We start from the raw sequence: 21,143 nt of genomic DNA, 5'->3' as shown, positions 1-21,143 counted from the left end.
GGGGCGGTCCATGCCTTCGAGGGGCGGGCAGCCTACTGAACAAAGGGCCGGCTCATCAAGCTTTGCTGGAGCCTCGGCTGCCGCCCGACTCGCGTCGTGCCCTCAGCGCAATTTCTCCAGCATCTGGTAGTACCACATGCCCGCCGCCAGCATCGGGTTGCCCAACTGGTCGCCGAAGGGCACGCGGATGTGCTGGCAGGCGGCGAAGGTGTCGTAGTGGCCGAGGTGGCCGGTCAGGGCCTGGGCCATGATCTCGCCCATGATGTGGGTGGTGGCCACGCCATGCCCGGAGTAGCCCTGGCAGTACCAGACGTTGTCCGAGAGCTTGCCCAGCTGCGGGATGCGGTTGATCACGATGCCCATGGCGCAGCTCCACTGGAAATCGATGCCTACGCCCTTGAGCGCCGGGAAGGTGCGTTCGATGCACGGGCGCAGTTCGCCGGCGATGTCCCGCGAGTCCTTGCCGCTGTAGTTGGCGCCACCGCCGAACAGCAGGCGGCCGTCGGCGGTCATGCGGTAGTAGTCGAGCACGAAGCGGCAGTCGTAGACCGCCAGGTCCTCGGGGTTGAGGCGCTTGGCCAGGTCGCCCAGGGGCTCGGTGGTGACGATGCCGCCCATGGCGGGGAAGATCTTGCCCTTGAGTTTCTTCGGTTCCAGCTTGTGGTACACATCGCCCGCCAGCAGCACTTGCCGGGCATCGATGCGGCCCTGGGCAGTGACCACCGCCGGGCGCTCGCCGTGGATGATCTCCAGCACTTCGCTGTGTTCGAAAATCAGCGCCCCCAGGCTTTCGGCAGCCCGGGCTTCGCCGATGCACAGGTTCAACGGATGCAGGTGCAGGTTGCGGGTGTTCTTGATGGCGCCGTGGTAGAGCTCGCTTTCCAGCAGCCCGCGGACCTGGGCCCGGTCCAGCAGGCTGACCTCGTCGCCCATGCCGCGGCGCACCGCTTCTTCGTAGTCGGCGCGCAGGCCCGGCAGGTGGCTGGGCTTGTAGGCCGCGTGCAGGTGGCCGTGCTTGAGGTCGCAGGTAATGGCGTATTTTTCCACTCGCTGCTGGATGATCTGGTGCCCGCGCCAGCGCAGGTGCCAGATGAAGTCGTCGACTTCCTCGCCCAGGTGGCGGCGCATCTGCTTGCGCATGGCTTCGTCGCCGGAGAGGCTGCCGGTGACCTGGCCGCCATTGCGCCCGGTGGCGCCCCAGCCGATCTTGTGGCTTTCGACGATGGCGACTTTCAGGCCGCGCTCGGCCAGTTCCACCGCGCTGGCGACGCCGGTGAAGCCGCCGCCGATGATCACCACATCCACTTGATGAGTGCCTTGCAGGGTCGGGTAGTGGGTTTCCTGGTTCAGGGTGGCGCTGTAGTAGCTGGGGCAGCGCTCGGCTGCCGGGGTCCGCGGATCGAAGGCGGCTGTCATGGGGAGAACCTCGCAAAAAAGTGAGCCGGGCCGCTGCGGGCAGGGCTTTGAAATCGGTCGATGGGCCGGCGGGTCCGGCATGCAATGGATGCGCCTGAGCCCTGCGCGGCAGATCGGCAACGGACCTCAGGCCTGGGTCAGGTACCAGCGCCAGTCCTGCTCGCCGACTTCGGCCATGAACTGGCGGTACTCGGCACGCTTGACCGCCAGGTACACACCGAGGAATTCGGAGCCCAGGGCATCCCGTGCCCAGGCCGATTGCTCCAGGGCCACCAGCGAGGTCAGCCAGTCGGTGGGCAGCAGTTTGGTGGCCTGGGCGTAGCCATTGCCCTGTACCGGCTCGCCGGGGTCGAGGTTTTCCCGCAGGCCGCGATGGATGCCGGCGAGAATCGCCGCCGCTGCCAGGTAGGGGTTGGCGTCGGCACCGCAGATGCGGTGCTCGATGTGCCGGCTATTGGCCGGGCCGCCGGGCACCCGCAGGCTCACGGTGCGGTTGTCGACGCCCCAGGTGGGGGCCAGGGGCGCGTAGCTGTTGCTCTGGAAACGCCGGTAGGAGTTGGCGTTGGGGCAGAACAGCAGCAGCGACTCCAGCAGGGACGCGAGCATGCCGCCCACCGCCTGGCGCAACAGCGGGGTGCCGGCCGGGTCTTGGCTGGCGAACAGGTTGCGGCCCGCGGCGTCGGCGATGCTCACGTGCATGTGCATGCCGGTGCCGGCCAGGTGATCGAAAGGCTTGGCCATGAAGGTGGCCTGCATCCCGTGCTTGTGGGCCACGGCTTTGACCAGGCGCTTGTAGCGCACGGCCTGGTCCATGGCTTCCAGGGCGTCGCCGTGTTCCAGGGTGATCTCCACTTGCCCGGGGGCGTATTCGGAGATCGCCGTGCGCGCCGGAATGCCTTGCAGCTTGCAGGCGGCGTAGAGGTCGGCGAGGAACGGTTCGATCTGCTCCAGCTCGCGCAGGCCGTAGACCTGGGTGCTGCGCGGGCGACCGCCGTCGGCATCCAGCGCGGGTTGCGGCCGGCCGTTGCCGTCGCGCTTGGCGTCCAGCAGGTAGAACTCCAGCTCGCAGGCCATCACCGGGTGGTAACCCTCGGCCTTGAGGCCGTCGATCACCTTGATCAGCAGGTGGCGCGGGTCGGCGATGCTGGCGGGCAGGCCCTCCTGCGGGTGCATGCTGACCTGCACCGCGGCGGTAGGGATCTGCCGCCAGGGCAGGCGTACCAGGCTGCCGGCCAGGGGGTAGGCACGGCAGTCGATATCGCCCACATCCCAGACCAGGCCGGAGTTCTCCACGTCGTCGCCGTTGAGGGTCAGGCCAAGGATGGTGCTGGGCAGGGGCCGGCCGCTTTCGTACACCGCCAGCAGTTCTTCGCGGTGCAACAGCTTGCCCCGGGGCACGCCGTTGGCGTCGAGAATGAACAGCTCGATCATGTCGATATCGGGGTTGGCGGCGAGGAAACTCCGGGCTTCGTCTAGGGCTGCAAAATTCATGTTTGGACTCGCTTGGCGCCCGTGGGGCGCGCAGGTTTTCAGGTCCTGCAACGACGCCGCGCACGGGCCGGTTGCAAGGGCAGAAATCAGGTCTGGAAGGGACCACGCAGAAGCGCGATCAGGCCAGCGGCGAGTGATCCGGAGGGCGTGAGGAATGGCGCAGGCGGGAACGGCACAGGGCCATGGGCAGGTTGACCAGAAGCTTCATGGGCAGGGCCTGTCCAGGAAGAGAAAACCGATGACGCCAGCGCGCACCTCATGCACCTCACAAGGGCGTTGGGCAGGGTGCCGCGGGGAGTGGCAGGGCAGTGCGATACGAGCGTCGACAAGCGTACCACCGCCAAGGCGCGGGGCCGTGGAGCGGGTGCAGGCCAATCCGTGGAACGGGCTCTGGGGATGCATCTGCCGGGTGATCTCGCTGTCGAGTTCGGGGTGATTATTCTTGGTTTACACCGGGCGCTGGAGGATGCGAACTGCTGTGGCGAGCCTCCAGGGCGGATCAATACTGCAAGAAAGCGCAGGCCAATGTAAGGGGGGTAAAGGGCGCAAGCCCCTTGGCGAGAGGCTTGCGTTCATGATGAAAGCCACGTGCTAGAGCGGCGCGTCCCGGCTGCCAGGCGTGTCTGATTTTTTTTACAGAGCCTTAGTACAGGCCCGGCAGCAGGCGCCAGCTGCGGGCGCGATAGGCCTCGTATTCCTCGCCGAAATGCTTGAGCAACAAGGCCTCCTCGGCATGAATTCGCGCGATCAGCGGGACCAGGGTCAGTGCTGCCAGCAACAACCCCAGCCCCGAGCGAAACGCCAGGGCCCAACCCAGGGCATTCACCAGCAGGCCCAGGTAGCTGGGGTTGCGCAGGTGGCGGTAGAGGCCGTCCACCACCAGGTGGTGGTTGGGCTGGATCGCCACCAGCCCGCTGAAGCGCCGGCCGAGGATGAACACCGGCCACAGCCGCAGCCCGCCGCCGAGGATGAACAGCAAGGCCCCGAGCCAGCGCAGGCCTTCGCCGCCGAAGGTGCAGAAATCGATGCGGTCGCTGTAGGCCGGGACGAAGCCGCTCAACAGGCCGATCACCCCGAACACCGGCAGTACCCAGCGGTTGCCCTGGTCTTCCTGCTCGCCGCTGCTCAGGTTGACTTCGCTGTACAGCGCGGCGACCACCATCAGCAGGGTGGCGATGGCGATCAGGGTCAACTGTGGATGGCCGAAGAAGGCGGAGAAACCGCCCATGCCCCAGATCGCCAGGCCCAGGTAGGCGAGGGCACCGAGGATGCTGGAAACGGCCAGCCTGAGGGAGATTTTCATGATGCGCTGCGCCAGTAGCGGGAACCTGTGTTGAGTGTAGGAGCCCGCCTGCGGGTGAAGGCGTACGTTCGTCCGCTGAAAGGTTCAGCCCGCGGTTTTCTGGGTCAGGTGCCCCGCCAGAAAGTCGATGAAGGCCCGGGTCTTCTGCGGCACCCGCCGCGCCGAGGGGTAGACCACGTTGATGCTGATGGGCGGCGCCTGCCATTCGCAGAGCACCGGCACCAGGCGCCCGGCCGCCAGGGCGTCCTCGACGATGAAATCCGGCAGCAGGGCGATGCCCATGCCGGCCTCGGCGGCCTGAGCCAGCAGGTCGCCGTTGTTGGCGTGCAGCGGTCCGGTGACATGCACCCGCTGCACGTCACTGCCGTTGCTCAATTGCAGGCTGACGCCGCTTTGCAGGTAGCCGTAGTTCAGGCACTGGTGGCTGCTCAGGTCCTTGGGCTGGCGCGGGATGCCGGCCCGGGCCAGGTAGGTGGGGGAGGCCACCATGATCCGCGGTGCCGGTGCCAGCTGGCGGGCCACCATGGACGAGTCCGGCAGGCTGGCAATGCGCAGGGTGACATCGAAGCCGCCGCGCAGCGGGTCCACCTGCTGGTCGCTGAGCACCAGTTGCAACTCGATCAGCGGATGCTGTTCGTGGAACAGCGGCACCAGCGGCCCAAGCCGACGCAGACCGAAGGACATCGGTGCATTGACTCGCAGCACTCCGCGCAACTCGGCGATGCCATCGCGCGCGCGCTGTTCGGCCTCGTCCACCGTGGCCAGCACTTCCCGAACGCTTTCGTAGTACTCGGCGCCGGCTTCGGTCAGGCGCAGGCTGCGGGTGGTGCGTTGCAGCAGTTGCACGCCGATGGCCTCTTCCAGCGCCTGGATCTGTTTGCTGACCTTGGAACGGGGCACGTCCATGGCGCGGGCGGCTGCGGCAAAGCCGTTTTCGTCGACGGTGACGACGAAGGCGCGCATGCATTCGATACGGTCCATGATTGTCCCTATTTTAGAATCAATGATTCTCGATTTTAGGTAATTGTTCCTTTTTCTGCCAGGCCCTAGATTAGCCACCAAGCCGGACGCCACGGGGCGCAAGCAGCGCCATCAGCCGGTCATGTTCGACCCTCACTCTCTGACTGCAAAAGGAACGCGCCATGTCCATTCGTGAATTGCTCAACCCGACCAACTCCGCCCTGATCCTCATCGACCACCAGCCGCAGATGGCCTTCGGCGTGCAATCGATCGATCGCCAGACCCTGAAGAACAACACCGTGGCCCTGGCCAAGGCGGCCAGGATCTTCAACGTGCCGAGCATCCTCACCTCGGTGGAGACCGAAAGCTTCAGCGGCTACATCTGGCCGGAACTGCTGGCGGTGTTTCCCGGCCAGCAGCCCATCGAGCGCACGTCGATGAACTCCTGGGAAGACCGCAAGCTGGTGGACGCGGTGAAGGCCACCGGGCGCAAGAAACTGGTGATGGCGGCGCTGTGGACCGAGGTCTGCCTGACCTTCCCGGCGCTGGAGGCCATGGCCGAAGGTTACGAGGTGTACATCGTCACCGACGCTTCTGGCGGCACCAGCCAGGAGGCCCACGACATGGCCGTGCAGCGGATGATCCAGGCCGGCGCGGTACCGGTGACCTGGCAGCAGGTGCTGCTGGAGTACCAGCGCGACTGGGCGCACAAGGACAGCTACGACGCGGTCATGGGCCTGGTACTGGAACACAGTGGTGCCTACGGCATGGGCGTGGACTACGCCTACAGCATGGTGCACAAGGCCCCGCAACGTCAGCTGTAGGCGCCGCCTGGCCGGCGAATGCGATCGCACCGACCGCTTCGCTGGCAAGCCAGCGCTTACGGGCCTTAACTGTGATGCGCAAATGCATCTCCTCGCAGACCCTGGAGCCTTCTGATGAACATCGAACTCACCGACGGTGTCGTGACCCTGCTGGTCCGTCACCGGATCAAGCAGGGCCAGGATCAGGCCTATGAAACCTGGCTGCGGCAGATCATCGCCAAGGCCCGCAGCTATCCGGGGCACCTGGGCATCGACGTGGTGCGTGGCCACAGCGGCGGCCTCGGGTTGTTCACCAGCGTGCTGCGCTTTGCCAGCACCGAACAGTTGCAGCACTGGCTGGATTCCGCCGACCGCCGCGAGCTGGTGCAACAGGCCCAGCACCTGCTGGCCGACGGTGACCAGACCGAAATCAACGCCGATCGCGAATTCTGGTTCACCCCCCAGGACGGCGGTGCACCGACCCCGCCACCGCGCTGGAAACAGGCGTGTGTGACCTTCCTGGTGATCCTGCCGCTGAGCTTCCTGGTGCCGCAATTGTGGAAGCCGCTATTCGCCCAACTGCCCTGGCTTGGCGGCTATGTGCCGGCCACGGTGCTGATCACCCTGAGCATCGTGCTGCTGGTGGTCTACGTCTTCATGCCCCGGGTCACGCGCCTGTTCAGCCGCTGGCTGCAGCCGCGCAATGCGGCCTGATTCCTTCCCGACCTTCGTTTGGAGCAATGCCATGAAACCCGATGCAATTGCCGACCTGATTCTGTTCAACGGCCGCCTGCACACCGTGGACCGGGCCAAACCCCGGGCCAGCGCGGTGGCGATCAAGGACGGGCGCTTCATCGCCGTGGGCAATGACGCCCAGGCCATGGCCCTGCGCGGTGCCGGCACCCAGGTCATCGACCTTATGGGGCGCACGGTGATCCCCGGGCTCAATGACTCGCACTTGCACCTGATCCGCGGCGGCCTGAACTACAACCTGGAGCTGCGCTGGGAAGGCGTGCCGTCCCTGGCCGACGCCCTGCGCTTGCTCAAGGAACAGGCCCTGCGTACCCCGGCGCCGCAGTGGGTACGGGTGGTGGGCGGCTGGAACGAATTCCAGTTTGCCGAGAAACGCATGCCGACCCTGGAAGAGCTGAACCAGGCGGCGCCGGATACCCCGGTGTTCGTCCTGCACCTGTATGACCGCGCCTTGCTCAACCGCGCCGCGCTGCGAGTGGTGGGCTACGACCGCAACACGCCGAACCCGCCGGGGGGCGAGATCGTCCGCGATGGCAACGGCAACCCCACCGGCATGCTGATCGCCCGCCCTAATGCGATGATTCTGTACGCGACCCTGGCCAAGGGGCCCAAGCTGCCGTTGGAGTACCAGGTCAACTCGACCCGCCAGTTCATGCGCGAGCTCAACCGCCTGGGGGTCACCAGCGCTATTGATGCCGGCGGCGGCTTCCAGAACTACCCCGACGACTATCAGGTGATCAACCAGTTGGCGGCCCAGCAGCAACTGACCGTGCGCATCGCCTACAACCTGTTTACCCAGAAGCCCAAGGAAGAACTGGCGGACTTCAAGCACTGGACCTCCAGCGTCACCTACGGCCAGGGCGACGACTTCCTGCGGCACAACGGGGCAGGGGAGATGCTGGTGTTTTCCGCTGCGGATTTCGAGGACTTCCTCGAACCGCGTCCCGACCTGCCGCAGAGCATGGAGCAGGAGCTGGAACCGGTGGTGCGCCACCTGGTGGAGCAACGCTGGCCGTTCCGCCTGCACGCCACCTACGATGAATCCATCTCGCGGATGCTCGATGTGTTCGAGAAGGTCGACCGCGACATTCCCTTCAACGGCCTGCCGTGGTTCTTCGATCATGCGGAAACCATCAGCCCGAAGAACATCGAACGGGTGAGGGCCCTGGGCGGCGGCATCGCGATCCAGGACCGCATGGCCTTCCAGGGCGAGTACTTCGTCGAGCGCTACGGCGCCAAGGCCGCCGAAATGACCCCGCCGATCCAGCGCATGCTCGCCGAAGGCATTCCGGTGGGCGCCGGCACCGACGCCACCCGAGTCTCCAGCTACAACCCCTGGACCTCGCTGTACTGGATGGTCAGTGGCCGGACTGTCGGCGGGCTGGAGCTGTACCCCCAGGGCTTGAGCCGCGATACCGCGCTGGAGCTCTACACCCACGGCAGCGCCTGGTTCTCCTCGGAACAGGGCAAGAAGGGCCAGCTCAAGGTCGGGCAACTGGCGGACCTGGTGGCCCTGTCGGCGGACTACTTCAGCGTCGAGGAAGAGGCGATCAAGTGGATCGAGTCCCTGCTCACCGTAGTGGATGGCAAGGTGGTGCATGCCGCCGGTGACTTCGACCAACTCGCCCCACCGAGCCTGCCGGTGACCCCGGACTGGTCGCCGGTGGCCAAGGTGCCGGGTCATTGGAAACCCGGCGCACCGTTGCAGAACCAGGTGCACCAGTGCAGCGGACCGTGCGCGGTGCATGCCCACGGGCACCAGAAAGCGCGCATGTCCAATGTACCGGTGAGTGACTTCCAGGGGTTCTGGGGAGCGTTTGGGTGTTCGTGTTTTGCGTTCTGAGCTGTAGGAGCTGGCTTGCCAGCGAAGGCGGTTTCAAGGCTAACACCGCTTTCGCTGGCAAGCCGGCTCCTATGGGTTTGAAATTGGCTTCAATAAAAATGGGCGCTCATGAAGAGCGCCCATTCAATTGTTTAAACAACTAGTTGTTGATTAACGAATTGATCGTGTTACTTAGCAGAACCGATCAATAACCCGAACTTCCGATTTATCCCGCAGCGATTGCCATTCGGCTTTCAGGGTCTCCAGGACCCGGCCGATGAAGTCCTTGTCGGCGGCGGCTTTCTTGCCGACGTAGCCCTGGCCGCGGCGGTACATCTTCAGGCGGGCCGCGAGGTCCCGGTTGTTCTGGTCGAACTCTGCTTCATGGCTATGGGGCGACAGGCAGTCGATATGCACTTGGCCCGACTTGGCGATCCACAGGATGTGGCTGTCGTGGCTGTCTTTCTGTGCGGCGAACATACGTGCCAATTCATCAATAGTGGGTTGGTTATTAAGATTCATTTGTAGCCCCCTTGACCATTTATCGATCTATCTAAGTTGATTCGCTAATTCATCTTGCTACGTCGGTAAGTTGAACCCTGATACCGGAAACAGGGCGACAGAGGGTGTCTGTCGGATACAGATAAGGCCCAGAGCCTGATGCGTGTAGTTGCCTTGATTAACTGCTACGCAATAGCGTCACAACGAAGAGAAGCAGCGTAAACCTGGATGAAGCTGCCGACATTCCCACCATCGGCCACAAGCATCTTGAAGAGTTTTCGCCGGCTTCCCGTCTTGGTACTGGACGGTCAATGCCAGGTCAGTTTCATCAATCTGCCTTGTGGGCAGTACACATCCGGGTCACAGCTCGGCGGTCAGACGAGCTTGCTCATAACACCTTTGCCTCGTCCCCCGATCGGGGAGACGTCTGCATCATGCAAGGCCGAAATCCTCTCGTCAACGGTTTTGTAGTGAAAATTTTCAGGCACTACATATTGTCTGACAAAAGCCGAAAAGCCATCATCCGGCCCCCCCAACGCAGGGCTGGGCAGGTAGAATCGGCGCCTTGAAATGTTCTGAGGTTGCAGCGGTGGATGTACAACAAGGCTTCGTCCTGACTCGGCACTGGCGCGATACGCCGGCGGGCACGCAAGTCGATTTCTGGCTGGCCACCGACCAGGGGCCGCGCCAGATCCGCCTGCCGTTGCAGACTTCCGTGGCCTTTATCCCGGCGGCGCAGCGGGCCCAGGCCGAGCGCTTGCTGACCGACGACCCGGATGTGCAACTGCGCCCCTTGCAGCTGCGTGACTTCCACCAGCGTCCGGTGTTGGGCCTGTACTGCCCGCAGCACAATCAGCTGATGCGCCTGGAGAAGACCTTGCGGCGCGCCGGGGTGGAGGTATTCGAAGCCGATGTGCGGCCGCCCGAGCGCTACCTGATGGAGCGCTTCATCACCGCGCCGGTGTCCTTCGGCGGCCAGCCCGGCCCCGATGGCTTGTTGCTGGAGGCGCAGATGAAGCCGGCGCCAAACTACCGGCCGAGCCTCAAGCTGGTGTCCCTGGACATCGAGACCAGCGAGCGCGGCGAGTTGTATTCCATTGCCCTGGAAGGTTGCGGCCAGCGCCAGGTGTACATGCTCGGCAAGGCCCGGGACGACGACAGTGCGGTGGATTTCGACCTGGAGTTCTGCGCCAGCCGCGAGCAGTTGCTGGAGAGGCTCAACCAGTGGCTGGCCGAGCATGACCCCGACGCGATCATCGGCTGGAACCTGGTGCAGTTCGACCTGCGCGTACTCCACGAACATGCCCGGCGCCTGGCGGTGCCGCTGCGCCTGGGGCGTGGTGGCGAGGAAATGCAGTGGCGCGAGCACGGCAGCCGTACCCACTATTTCGCCTCGGCCGCCGGCCGCCTGATCATCGATGGCATCGAGGCATTGCGTTCGGCGACCTGGAGCTTCCCTTCCTTCAGCCTGGAAAACGTCGCCCAGACCCTGCTGGGGGAGGGCAAGTCGATCGACAACCCCTACCAGCGCATGGACGAGATCAACCGCATGTTTGCCGAGGACAAGCCGGCCCTGGCCCGCTACAACCTCAAGGACTGCGAGCTGGTGACGCGGATCTTCGCCAAGACCGAGTTGCTGACCTTTCTTCTGGAACGGGCCACGGTCACCGGCCTGCCCGCCGACCGCAGCGGCGGTTCGGTGGCGGCCTTTACCCACCTGTACATGCCGCTGATGCATCGCCAGGGCTTTGTCGCCCCCAACCTGGGCGAGCTGCCGCCCCAGGCCAGCCCCGGCGGTTTCGTCATGGATTCGCGGCCCGGGCTCTACGAGTCGGTGCTGGTGCTGGACTACAAGAGCCTGTATCCGTCGATCATCCGCAGTTTCCTGATCGACCCGGTGGGGCTGGTGGAAGGCCTGCGCCAACCGGACGAGCAGCATTCGGTAGCGGGCTTTCGCGGCGCGCGTTTCTCCCGCACCCGGCATTGCCTGCCATCGATCGTGACCCGGGTCGCCGAGGGCCGGGAAGTGGCCAAGCGCGAGCACAACGCGCCGCTGTCCCAGGCCCTGAAGATCATCATGAACGCCTTCTACGGCGTGCTGGGTTCCAGCGGTTGTCGCTTCTTCGACCCGCGCCTGGCGTCCTCCATCACCCTGCGTGGCCACGAGATCATGGCCCGTACCCGGCAGTTGATCGAAGCCCAGGGGCATCAGGTGATCTACGGCGACACCGATTCCACCTTCGTCTGGCTCGGCGGCCTGCATGACGAGGAACAGGCAGCCCTGATCGGCCGTGCCCTGGTGGCCCACGTCAACCAGTGGTGGCGTGATCACCTGCAGCAGCAATACGGCCTGGAAAGCGCCCTGGAGTTGCAGTTCGAAACCCACTACAAACGCTTTCTGATGCCCACCATCCGTGGCGCCGAGGAGGGCAGCAAGAAGCGCTACGCCGGCCTGGTGCAGCGCGCCGATGGCAGCCAGGAGATGGTCTACAAGGGCCTGGAGACGGTGCGCACCGACTGGTCGCCCCTGGCCCGGGAATTCCAGCAGGAGCTGTACCAGCGCATCTTCCACCGCCAGCCCTACCAGGACTATGTGCGCGACTACGTGCAACGCACCCTGGCCGGGCAACTGGATGACCTGTTGATCTACCGCAAGCGCCTGCGCCGCCCCCTGGACGACTACGAGCGCAACGTGCCGCCCCATGTCCGCGCGGCGCGCCTGGCGGACGAATACAACCGCGAGCAGGGCCGCCCATTGCAGTACCAGAACGGCGGCTGGATCAGCTACGTCATCACCCTGGCCGGCCCCGAGCCCCTGGAAAACCGCCGCGCGGCCATCGACTACGAGCACTACCTGACCCGTCAGTTGCAACCGGTGGCGGACGCCATCCTGCCGTTCGTGCAGGACGATTTCAGCACCCTGGTGGGTGGGCAGATGGGCCTGTTCTGAAGCGCTTCAATCCACCACGAACAGCTTGGCCCCCACGGCGGTGAAGGAGCGGTGCGGCTCGGCGTTGTCCGCCACCTGGTAGCTCATGCCCGGGGTCAGGACGAACCGCCGGCCGTCCTCCAGCTCGGTGTGCAGCTCGCCTTCCAGGCACAACAGGATGTGGCCCTTGGAGCACCAGTGGTCGGCCAGGTAGCCGGGGCTGTACTCCACCATGCGCACGCGAATTTCACCGAACTGCCGGGTGCGCCAGAAGGCGCTGCCGGTTTCGCCGCGATGCTCGGTGGGTTCGATGCTCGACCAGTCGGTGGTGGCGAAGGGAATTGCGCTGATGTGCATGCACGGCTCTTGAGGTTGTGAGGCAAAAGGGGAGAGGGCTCAGTCGTCCACGGCTTCGCAGAGACCACTGGCGCCATGCTTGTCGGTGTACTTGACGGTCACCGATTCGTCGTCCTCGACGCTGATGGACAGGCTGATTTCTGCCGTCTTGACCTGGAAATGCCGGTCATCCACGGCACTGTTCTTGACTGCTTTGCCGTTGATGTAAACCGGGCCGCCCTGGTCGGCGCTGACTGCCAGATTGCCCGGGCAGGAGACGTTGAACAGTGGAATGCCTTCGGCGTGGGCCGAGCCGGCAAGGATCAGCAAGGTGCCCAGAAACAGGATTTTGCGCATCACAGACTCCTATCCAAAGAGGGCCGCGGGGCCCCGGTGCGGTGTTTAGCCTATCCCTTGGCGCCCCCTCGTGCGAGTGGAAAATTTACCCCGTGCCAGAGCGTTCCGGGAGCTTTGTAGGACAAAAAAAACCGTGGACTCACGGCTGACGGATATGTCAGGTTTCCAGCGCCTCAATGGGCGAGTGATAGGACGATCTCGCAGGCGGGGTCGCAGCTGTCCTATCGGATTTTTTGTCTGGAACAAGGACGTAGCAATGTCAAAAGCACTCTCGGAAGCAGTCGGCAACGGCATCGATTCGGCCGCTCAGGCCAGCCATGCCTACCAGCAAGTTCTGGCCTTCAGCCACCTGTATGACCGTGGCGGCAGCGAGCTGGTGAACGGCAAGCCATCCTTCACCGCCGACCAGGCGGCGGATTCGATCCTGCGCAAAGGCCTGTCCTGGCACGACCAGAACGGCGACGGCAAGATCGACCTGAGCTACAGCTTCCTCACCGAAAAACCGGCCAACTACAACCCGGCCCTGGGTAGCTTCAGCGAGTTCAGCGCACTGCAAAAAGCCCAGGCGCTGCTGTCCCTGCAATCCTGGGCGGACGTGGCCAACGTGACCTTCACTGAAGCGGCCAAGGGTGGCGACGGCCACATGAGCTTCGGCAACTACAGTGTCAGCACCGGCGGCGCGGCCTTTGCCTACCTGCCTTCCGGCAGCAGCTACGATGGCCAGTCCTGGTACCTGATCAACGACCAGTACCGGGTCAACGAAACCCCGGGCAACGGCAACTACGGCCGCCAGACCCTGACCCACGAAATCGGCCACAGCCTGGGCCTGTCCCACCCGGGCGTGTACAACGCCGGCAGCGGCAGCCCGACCTACAACGACGTGACCTACGCCCAGGACACCCGCGGCTACAGCCTGATGAGCTACTGGAGTGAGAGCAACACCGGGCAGGACTTCAGCAAGGACGGCGGCGGTGCCTACGCCTCGGCGCCGTTGCTGGACGATATCGTCGCGGTGCAGAAACTCTATGGCGCCAACCTGGAAACCCGTGCCGACGACACTGTCTACGGCTTCAACTCCAACACCGGTCGGGACTTCTACAGCGCCCACAGCGCTTCGGACAAGCTGGTGTTCGCGGTCTGGGACGGCGGCGGCAACGATACCCTGGATTTCTCGGGTTTCACCCAGAACCAGAAGATCAATCTCAATGAAGGGGGCTTCTCCGATGTCGGCGGCCTGGTGGGCAACGTGTCCATCGCCCATGGCGTGACGGTGGAAAACGCCATCGGCGGCTCGGGCAATGACCTGCTGATCGGCAACGCTGCGGCGAACATCCTCGAAGGCGGTGCCGGCAACGACATCATCTATGGCGGTGGCGGTGGCGACACCCTGTGGGGTGGGGCGGGGGCTGATACCTTCGTCTACGGCGCGGCCGCGGATTCGACCTTCGACGCCCCGGACTGGATCATGGATTTCGTCAGCGGCGAGGACAAGATCGACCTCACCGGAATCCCGCAATTCGCCTCCGGTGGTGCCACCCTGAACTTCGTCAGCGGCTTCACCGGGCATGCCGGCGACGCGATCCTCACCTACTACGCCGAAACCAACCAGACCAGCCTGATGATCGACCTGACCGGTCATGGCGCGGTGGACTTCGCCGTGGGTACCGTGGGCCAGGCGGCGGTCACCGACATCATCGCCTGATCGACCCTGGGTAACGGGAGCGGCGCCTCAAGGTGCCGCTCTTTGGCGAATTTCAGTCACCACCCCCGCCGCCACAACCTCCGCCCCCGCAGCCACTGCTGTCGCCCCCGCCACCATCGCTGCCGCCACTGTCGCCATCACCGCCGAAACGCGAGCTGTCGCTGTCGCTGCTGCTGCCGGAAGAGTCGCTGTCCAGGGAGCTGCTGTGCAGCTCGCTGCCGCAGTGCACCAGGGTGGCGCTGCCGCCGTTGTCGGTCAGGCGGCGCAGGGACTGGCAGTCGGCGACGTAGTGAAAGCCCCCGGCAATCTTCAGCTTGGCGTCCAGGGCGAACAGCAGTGGCAGGCGGCTGGGCTGGGCCGGGTTGATGTTCTCTTCCAGGCAGGCCTGGCGCCAGACCCGGCGCAGGCCGTTGTCGCTTTGTTGCGCGGCGTTCTGGCCGAGCACCGCCGCCGGGGTGTGGTGGAGGAACTGGCCGAAGGCCTGGTTGCAGAACTGCTGGTAGTCCCGGGTATGCAAGATGAATTCGTGCCACAGGTCGTCCACCACCTGGGACGGCATCGACACGTAGCGCTGGCCGCTCTTGAGGTAGGCGAGAAAGAACTGGCGCAAGCCCTGGGCCACCAGCTGGCAGTCCTTGAGGTTCAGGTGCGGGTGCTGGGTGCGCAGGGGCTCGAACAAGCGCGGCGGCAGGGTGAAGTTGCGGATGTGGGCTTCCCGACGCAAAGCCGTGAGGGCTTTCTGACGGCGCCAGAACACCAGGATCAGGGCCAGGGCCACCGCTGCGGGCAAGATCAACAGCATGTTCGGTCTCCGCCGGAAAAAGTGCCGAGACAGTGGCGCAATGCGGCGTTTTATTCAAGCCATCGCCGTGCGCCTGCTGCCGGTGGTGGGGATCGGGGACACAGGCCGGGAAAAGTCCATCAGGGCCAACCAGCGCTTCTATCTTCTGCTTATTGCCGGACCACGACTTGGCTGGCCAGGGTTTACACACCACACGGAAGTCACCCCATGAAAGCACGCAGAACCCCCATTGCCGTTGCCATCGGCCTCGCCGGCCTGTGCCTGTTGCCCACGGTGCAGGCCGACCAGGGCAGCGACACGGTGGCCCGCCTCAACCAGTTGTACAACGACACTCGCCAGGATTGCGGCGGCCCGTCGAAACCGGCATTCCTGTGTTCCGGGGTGCTGTTTCGCGCCACCTGGCCGTCCACCGACTACCAGTTCTACAGCATCAGCCCGAAAAGCCAGGCCAGCGGCGGCGTATCGGCGTCCTACCTGCGCAAGGATTCGAAGTTCCGCAAGCTGGCCTACGGACTGCAGAGCGGCTTCATCTTCGACACCATCTTCGGCAACCCCAAGGATCACCAGGACTATGCGGTGCTCTGTTCCTTCCCCATCGACGCCGCCACCGACGACCGCGGGCAGCAGGGCTGCACCGACTCGCGGCGCACCCCGGGCAATGTCGAGAAGTACTGCCACGAGATCGGTGTGACCACCGCCGAGCAATGGGGCGCCAACTACCGACAGAACCGTGGCGACCACTCGCGCCAGTGTTCCTTCGATGTACGTGACGAACGCAACAGCGCCGCCGGCCCGGCGTTCTACCAGAGCATCCGCTCCATGGCGCAGATCGCCGCAGAATCCTTCGGCACTCAGAATGAGCTGCGCCTGGCCAAGTGGGAGGAAAAACCGCCGCAATCGCCCTCGATCCTGGCCCTGTTCTACACCGAGGATGGCGGCCTGGAAGGTGCGCGGCTGAACCAGATCCAGTGGTACAAGGCCGTGCAGCAGTACCTGCCGGTGATCAACATGAAGCTGCCGCAGACACCGGCGCAGGACGCGAGTTTCGTCTACGACAACAAGAAGCAGGTGATCTACCCGATCACCGAGAAGAACAGCTGCGATCGCTATGTGCAGAGTGCGGTGTGGATCGAACGTGATGACCCGGGCTTCGGCAAGAAAGTCATGACCCTGGAAGTCACGCCCACCGATTGCGGGCGCAACGTCAAGGACAACCAGACCAACAACTTCTTCAACGAACTGGCCAGCGACCACTACCTGGACGCCCAGTGGAAGAACAACCCGGATAACCGCGACAGCAGCGTGGGCAGCATGCGCCGGCAACTGGTCTGCCACTTCAACATCGCCCGCAACAAGCCGGAGTGGAACCTGGAGCCTTCACGGCCCTACACCTCCAACGAAGACTCCATCGCCAAGGGCTGCAACAACACCTGAGGCCCGCAAGACCGCCCCCGTCGGCAAGCCCGAGCACGCTGCTCAGTTGTGGTTGATGTCGACGTCCCGGGTTTCCCGCAGGCATAACAACCCCACCACCAGGCTGACCCCGGTAATCAGCACCGGGTACCACAGGCCATAGAAGATATCGCCGGTGTAGACCACCAGAGCAAAGGACACGGTCGGCAGGAAACCGCCGAACCAGCCGTTGCCGATGTGGTAGGGCAGGGACATGGAGGTGTAGCGGATACGGGTCGGGAACAGTTCCACCATCAGCGCCGCCAGCGGGCCGTAGCACATGGCGGCAATCAGGATCAGCGCGACGATCAGCACCACCACCATGGTCTTGTTGACGTTCTGGCTGTCGGCCTGCTGCGGATAACCGGCCAGGGTCACTGCGCCGCGCAGGGCGGCCTCGTCGAAGCCGTTGATCTTCACATCACCGACGCTGACCTGCACCGGGCTGCCGGCGGGGGCGGCGATGCTGCTGTAGGGCAGGCCCTGCTTCACCAGGAAGGTCTTGACCTTGTCGCAGGGGCTGTCGAAGCGCGCCTTGCCCACCGGGTCGAACTGGAAGGTGCAGGTGGCCGGGTCGGCGGTGACGCTGATGGGCGCCTGGCGGCTGGCCTGGTCGATGGCCGGGTTGGCGTAGTGGGCCAGGGCCTTGAAGATCGGGAAGTACAGCAGCGTGGCCAGCAGCAGGCCGAGCATCAGCACTGGCTTGCGGCCGATCTTGTCCGAGAGCCAGCCAAAGAAGATGAACATCGGCGCGCCGATCACCACGCTGATGATCAGCAGGCTGTTGGCCAGGGCCGGGTCCATCTTGAGGAACTGGGTGAGAAAGAACAAAACGTAGAACTGCGCGGCATAGAAGGTCACCGCCTGCCCGGCATTGATGCTGAACAGGGCGATCAGCACCACCTTGAGGTTTTCCCACTTGCCGAAGGATTCGCGGATCGGCGCCTTGCTGGCGCGGCCTTCCTCTTTCATTTTCAGGAAGGCCGGCGATTCGTGCAGGCTCATGCGGATCCAGGTGGAGATGCCCAGCAGCACGATGGACAGCAGGAACGGCAGGCGCCAGCCCCAGACCTCGAACTGGTCGCCGGTGAAGTAACGGCAGGCCAGCACCACTAGCAGCGACAGCAGCAGGCCCAGGGTCGCGGTGGACTGGATCCAGCTGGTGTGCAGGCCGCGCTTGCCCTGGGGCGCGTGCTCGGCCACGTAGGTGGCGGCGCCGCCGTACTCGCCGCCCAGGGCCAGGCCCTGGAGCATGCGCAGGGCCACCAGGATGATCGGCGCGGCGATGCCGATGCTGGCGTAGTTGGGCAACAGGCCCACGGCGAAGGTCGCGACGCCCATGAGGATGATGGTGGCAAGGAAGGTGTACTTGCGCCCGATCATGTCCCCCAGGCGGCCGAACACCAGGGCGCCGAAGGGGCGCACCACGAAGCCGGCGGCAAAGGCCATCAGGGCGAAGATGAAGGCCGTGGTGTCGTTGACCCCGGCGAAGAACTGCTTGCTGATCACCGCCGCCAGGGCGCCGTAGAGGAAAAAGTCGTACCACTCGAACACCGTGCCGAGGGACGACGCGAAGATGACCTTCTGGCTGCCCTTGGCAGTGGAGTCCTGCAGGGGCGCGTTCAGGGGCTGTGCGTGTTCTGACATAGGGGGCTTCCTTACAGTGATTATTGTTGTTGTTCCACTGCCGACGCCGTTTCCGGCGCCGCTGTTGCAGATTCACCGCGACTGCACGATGAACCCTCGTTTCCCTCATCCGTAGGAGCTGGCTTGCCAGCGAAGAGGCCCGTGAGCCAGGTGCCGGCCTTGGGGGTTCCTTCGCCGGCAAGCCGGCTCCTGCGCTCATGCCGGGGTGGCGGGCTCCTTGTGCTGGACGGTGCTCCTGGGGACGCTGGCAAGGATCAGTTCAGCGGCCTTTTCAGCGATCATCAAGGTCGGTGAGCAGGTATTGCCCGAGGTGATGCGCGGCATGATCGAGGCATCGGCGATGCGCAGCCCCGCAATGCCGTGCACCCGCAGTTGTGCGTCCACCACCGCCTGGGCATCGCTGCCCATGCGGCAGGTGCCCACCGGATGGAAGATGGTGGTGCCGATGCGGGCCGCGGCCTCATGCAGTTGCTCGGTGCTTTGCAGCTCGGGGCCGGGCAGGTATTCGCTGGGCTTGAAGGGTTGCAGGGCCGGGGCGCTGACGATGCGTCGCGTCAGGCGGATGGCGTCGGCGGCGACCCTCAGGTCCTCGGGGTGGCTCAGGTAGTTGGGCTGGATCAGCGGCGCATCGCCGGCCTCTACGGAACGGATCTCGACCCGGCCACGGCTCTGCGGGCGCAGGTCGCAGACCGAGGCGGTAAAGGCCGGGAAGGCGTGCAGCGGTTCGCCGAAACGCTCCAGGGACAGCGGCTGCACGTGGTACTCCAGGTTGGCCCGGGTCTGTTCCGGGCCCGAGCGGGCAAAGGCGCCGAGCTGGCTGGGGGCCATGGACAGCGGACCGCTGCGGTCATACAGGTAGCGCAGGCCCATGCCCATCTTGCCCCACAGGCTGCCCGCGATCTGGTTCAGGGTGCGGGCGTTCTCCAGCTTGTAGATCAGGCGCAGTTGCAGGTGGTCCTGCAGGTTGCCGCCCACCCCGGGCAGGGCATGGCTGACGCCGATCCCCAAGCGTTGCAGGAGCGGCGCCGGGCCGATCCCCGAGCGCTGCAGGATGCTCGGCGAGCCGACGGAGCCGGCGCAGAGGATGATCTCGCGGCGCGCCTTGAAGTTCTCCAGGCGCCCCTGGCAACTGGCCCGCACCGCTGTGGCGCGGCCGTCCTCGAGGATCAGCCGCTGCACCTCGATGCCGGTCAGCACCACCAGATTCGGGCGCTGGGCGATGGGTTTGAGAAAGGCCTTGGCGGCGTTCCAGCGCACCCCGGCCTTCTGGTTGACCTGGAAGTAGCCGCAGCCTTCGTTGTCGCCGCCGTTGAAGTCGTCGATGTTGCGAATGCCGCTCTGCTCGGCAGCGCTGCGAAAGGCATCGAGGATCGGCCACGACAGGCGCTGGCGCTCGACCCGCCATTCACCGGCGGCGCCGTGCAGTTCGCTGCCGCCGGCAAAGTGGTTCTCGCTTTTCTTGAACAGCGGCAGCACCTGGTCCCAGCCCCAGCCCGGGTTGCCTTCAGCGGCCCAGCTGTCGTAGTCGGCAGCCTGGCCGCGCATGTAGATCATGCCGTTGATCGACGAGCAGCCTCCCAGCACCTTGCCCCGCGGGTAGCTCAGGCTGCGGCCCTGCAGGCCGGGCTCGGCCTCGGTCTTGAAGCACCAGTCGGTGCGCGGGTTGCCGATGCAGAACAGGTAGCCCACGGGGATGTGGATCCAGGGATAGTTGTCGCGGCCACCGGCTTCCAGCAGCAGCACACGGTGCTGGGGATTGGCCGACAGGCGATTGGCCAGAAGACAGCCGGCGGGGCCGGCGCCGACCACGATGTAGTCGTAGGCGTCAAAGGCAGGGAGCATCCTTAACCTCGTTTTTCGTTCTTATTGGGAGCCATCCTAGTTGTTAGCTTTCGTTAAAAGAATGTTAGTTTTTACCCACCCGCTGTGTGTTTTCTAACAGCGTTGGCCTTCGACTCCGGCAAGGAAACCTCATGTTCGACTGGAATGACCTGCGCTTCTTTCTTGAGCTGCAACGCAGCGGCCGCCTGCTGACCGCCGCGCGACGGCTGAACACCACCCACGCCACGGTGGCCCGGCACATCGAGGCGGTGGAGAAGGCCCTGGGCGCCGCGCTGTTCGTCCAGCACGCCCAGGGCTACGAGCTGACCCCAGCCGGCGAAGCGCTGCTCAAGCACGCCGAGGCCATGGAAAACGTCGCCTTGCTGGTGCAGGAAGAGATCACCCAGTCCAGCGCGCCCCTGGGCAAGATCCGTGTGGGGGTCACCGAGGGACTGGGGGTGAAGTTTCTCGCCAGCCGCATGGTTGGGCTGTTCGAGCGGTATCCGGGGCTGGAAGTGGAACTGGTGGCGGTGCCGCGCTTTGTCAGCATTCTCAACCGTGAGGCGGAGATCAGCATCCACCTGGAGCGCCCCAGCGCCGACATGCTGGTGACCCGCAAGCTCACCGACTACCGCCTGGCGCTGTACGCCAGCCAGGCCTACCTGGACCGCGCGCCGCCCTTGCGCAGCCGCGAGGACCTGGGCCGGCATGCCTGGATCGGCTACGTCGATGATCTCTTGTTCAGCCAGGAGCTGATGTTCCTCAACAGCTTCTGCCGCAACCCCCAGGTGGTGTTCCACAGCACCAGTGTCATTGCCCAGCAGGAAGCGGCCCGTTCCGGCCTGGGGATCGCCGTGCTGCCGTGCTACATGGCCGCCGCCGACCCGCAACTGGTGCCGCTGCTGCCGGCGGAAAGCATCCAGCGCGCCTACTGGATCAGCACCCGCCGCGAGCTGCACAAGTCGGTGCGGCTGCGGGTGGTCTGGGATTACCTGGTGGAGCAGTGTGCGGCGCAGCAGCAGGTGCTGCTGGGGCCTGGGATCTAGCC

Annotated in this window: 17 protein-coding genes; 7 read left to right on the top strand and 10 right to left on the bottom strand. The window is 64.8% G+C overall.

Annotated elements, in window-relative coordinates; translation table 11 throughout:
• Window positions 1–102: 102 nt before the first annotated feature.
• From BLS75_RS06720 to BLS75_RS06700, 4 genes are all read right to left on the bottom strand, one after another.
• On the bottom strand, window positions 103–1,416 hold the full coding sequence (locus tag BLS75_RS06720) for an NAD(P)/FAD-dependent oxidoreductase (RefSeq protein ID WP_072452320.1): 1,314 nt from the start codon (window positions 1,414–1,416) through the stop codon (window positions 103–105).
• A gap of 126 nt (window positions 1,417–1,542) precedes the next feature.
• Window positions 1,543–2,907 carry a glutamine synthetase family protein gene (locus tag BLS75_RS06715; protein WP_072452319.1) on the bottom strand — a complete coding sequence of 455 codons (1,365 nt, stop codon included), beginning with the start codon at window positions 2,905–2,907 and terminating at the stop codon, window positions 1,543–1,545.
• 643 nt (window positions 2,908–3,550) lie between these two features.
• On the bottom strand, window positions 3,551–4,210 hold the full coding sequence (locus tag BLS75_RS06705) for a methyltransferase family protein (RefSeq protein WP_072442317.1): 660 nt from the start codon (window positions 4,208–4,210) through the stop codon (window positions 3,551–3,553).
• 84 nt (window positions 4,211–4,294) lie between these two features.
• A complete protein-coding gene (locus BLS75_RS06700) occupies window positions 4,295–5,191 on the bottom strand; it encodes a LysR family transcriptional regulator (RefSeq protein ID WP_019094407.1) in 897 nt (298 codons plus the stop codon).
• A gap of 161 nt (window positions 5,192–5,352) precedes the next feature.
• Here BLS75_RS06700 and BLS75_RS06695 point away from each other — a divergent pair, with 161 nt between their 5' ends.
• The 3 genes from BLS75_RS06695 (at window position 5,353) to BLS75_RS06685 (ending at window position 8,569) form a co-directional block, all read left to right on the top strand.
• On the top strand, window positions 5,353–5,994 hold the full coding sequence (locus tag BLS75_RS06695) for a hydrolase (RefSeq protein WP_015635223.1): 642 nt from the start codon (window positions 5,353–5,355) through the stop codon (window positions 5,992–5,994).
• A 114-nt stretch (window positions 5,995–6,108) separates the two neighbouring features.
• A complete protein-coding gene (locus BLS75_RS06690; RefSeq protein ID WP_053157816.1) occupies window positions 6,109–6,687 on the top strand; it encodes an antibiotic biosynthesis monooxygenase in 579 nt (192 codons plus the stop codon).
• A 31-nt stretch (window positions 6,688–6,718) separates the two neighbouring features.
• Window positions 6,719–8,569, top strand: coding sequence for an amidohydrolase (locus BLS75_RS06685; RefSeq protein WP_072452317.1), 1,851 nt, complete (start codon window positions 6,719–6,721; stop codon window positions 8,567–8,569).
• A 171-nt stretch (window positions 8,570–8,740) separates the two neighbouring features.
• On the opposite strand, the gene BLS75_RS06680 is transcribed toward BLS75_RS06685, so the two are convergent.
• Window positions 8,741–9,070 (bottom strand): hypothetical protein, encoded by a 330-nt coding sequence (locus BLS75_RS06680; protein WP_011060776.1) that lies wholly within the window; start codon window positions 9,068–9,070, stop codon window positions 8,741–8,743.
• Window positions 9,071–9,638: 568 nt separating this feature from the next.
• Between BLS75_RS06680 and BLS75_RS06675 the strand changes: the two genes are divergently transcribed.
• On the top strand, window positions 9,639–11,999 hold the full coding sequence (locus BLS75_RS06675) for a DNA polymerase II (protein WP_072452316.1): 2,361 nt from the start codon (window positions 9,639–9,641) through the stop codon (window positions 11,997–11,999).
• Window positions 12,000–12,005: 6 nt separating this feature from the next.
• Here BLS75_RS06675 and BLS75_RS06670 read toward each other — a convergent pair whose 3' ends face one another.
• The gene (locus tag BLS75_RS06670; RefSeq protein ID WP_053150870.1) at window positions 12,006–12,335 is read right to left on the bottom strand and encodes a DHCW motif cupin fold protein; all 330 of its coding nucleotides are present in this window, start codon (window positions 12,333–12,335) and stop codon (window positions 12,006–12,008) included.
• 39 nt (window positions 12,336–12,374) lie between these two features.
• Window positions 12,375–12,671 (bottom strand): hypothetical protein, encoded by a 297-nt coding sequence (locus tag BLS75_RS06665; protein WP_053150873.1) that lies wholly within the window; start codon window positions 12,669–12,671, stop codon window positions 12,375–12,377.
• A gap of 256 nt (window positions 12,672–12,927) precedes the next feature.
• On the opposite strand from BLS75_RS06665, the gene BLS75_RS06660 reads away from it, so the two are divergent.
• Window positions 12,928–14,373 carry a serralysin family metalloprotease gene (locus BLS75_RS06660; RefSeq protein ID WP_072452315.1) on the top strand — a complete coding sequence of 482 codons (1,446 nt, stop codon included), beginning with the start codon at window positions 12,928–12,930 and terminating at the stop codon, window positions 14,371–14,373.
• A gap of 52 nt (window positions 14,374–14,425) precedes the next feature.
• On the opposite strand, the gene BLS75_RS06655 is transcribed toward BLS75_RS06660, so the two are convergent.
• Window positions 14,426–15,175 carry a glycine-rich domain-containing protein gene (locus BLS75_RS06655; RefSeq protein WP_072452314.1) on the bottom strand — a complete coding sequence of 250 codons (750 nt, stop codon included), beginning with the start codon at window positions 15,173–15,175 and terminating at the stop codon, window positions 14,426–14,428.
• Window positions 15,176–15,382: 207 nt separating this feature from the next.
• Between BLS75_RS06655 and BLS75_RS06645 the strand changes: the two genes are divergently transcribed.
• Window positions 15,383–16,609, top strand: a complete 1,227-nt coding sequence (locus BLS75_RS06645) for a DUF2599 domain-containing protein (protein ID WP_011060782.1) — start codon at window positions 15,383–15,385, stop codon at window positions 16,607–16,609.
• Between the two features lie 42 nt (window positions 16,610–16,651).
• Here the strand turns inward: BLS75_RS06645 and BLS75_RS06640 are convergent, their stop codons facing one another.
• On the bottom strand, window positions 16,652–18,274 hold the full coding sequence (locus tag BLS75_RS06640; protein ID WP_011060783.1) for an MFS transporter: 1,623 nt from the start codon (window positions 18,272–18,274) through the stop codon (window positions 16,652–16,654).
• 195 nt (window positions 18,275–18,469) lie between these two features.
• Entirely contained in the window at window positions 18,470–20,116 is a 1,647-nt protein-coding gene (locus BLS75_RS06635; protein ID WP_072452313.1) for a GMC family oxidoreductase, read from the bottom strand.
• 131 nt (window positions 20,117–20,247) lie between these two features.
• Between BLS75_RS06635 and BLS75_RS06630 the strand changes: the two genes are divergently transcribed.
• Window positions 20,248–21,141: a LysR family transcriptional regulator gene (locus BLS75_RS06630; protein WP_072452312.1), complete on the top strand. Its 894-nt coding sequence runs from the start codon at window positions 20,248–20,250 to the stop codon at window positions 21,139–21,141.
• Window positions 21,142–21,143 lie beyond the last annotated feature (2 nt).

Origin of the sequence: Pseudomonas sp. NFPP12 (assembly GCF_900103205.1) — a bacterium.
GTDB lineage: Bacteria > Pseudomonadota > Gammaproteobacteria > Pseudomonadales > Pseudomonadaceae > Aquipseudomonas > Aquipseudomonas protegens.
Note: the sequence above shows the minus strand (reverse complement) of the source record. Positions and strands in the feature narration are given on the sequence as shown.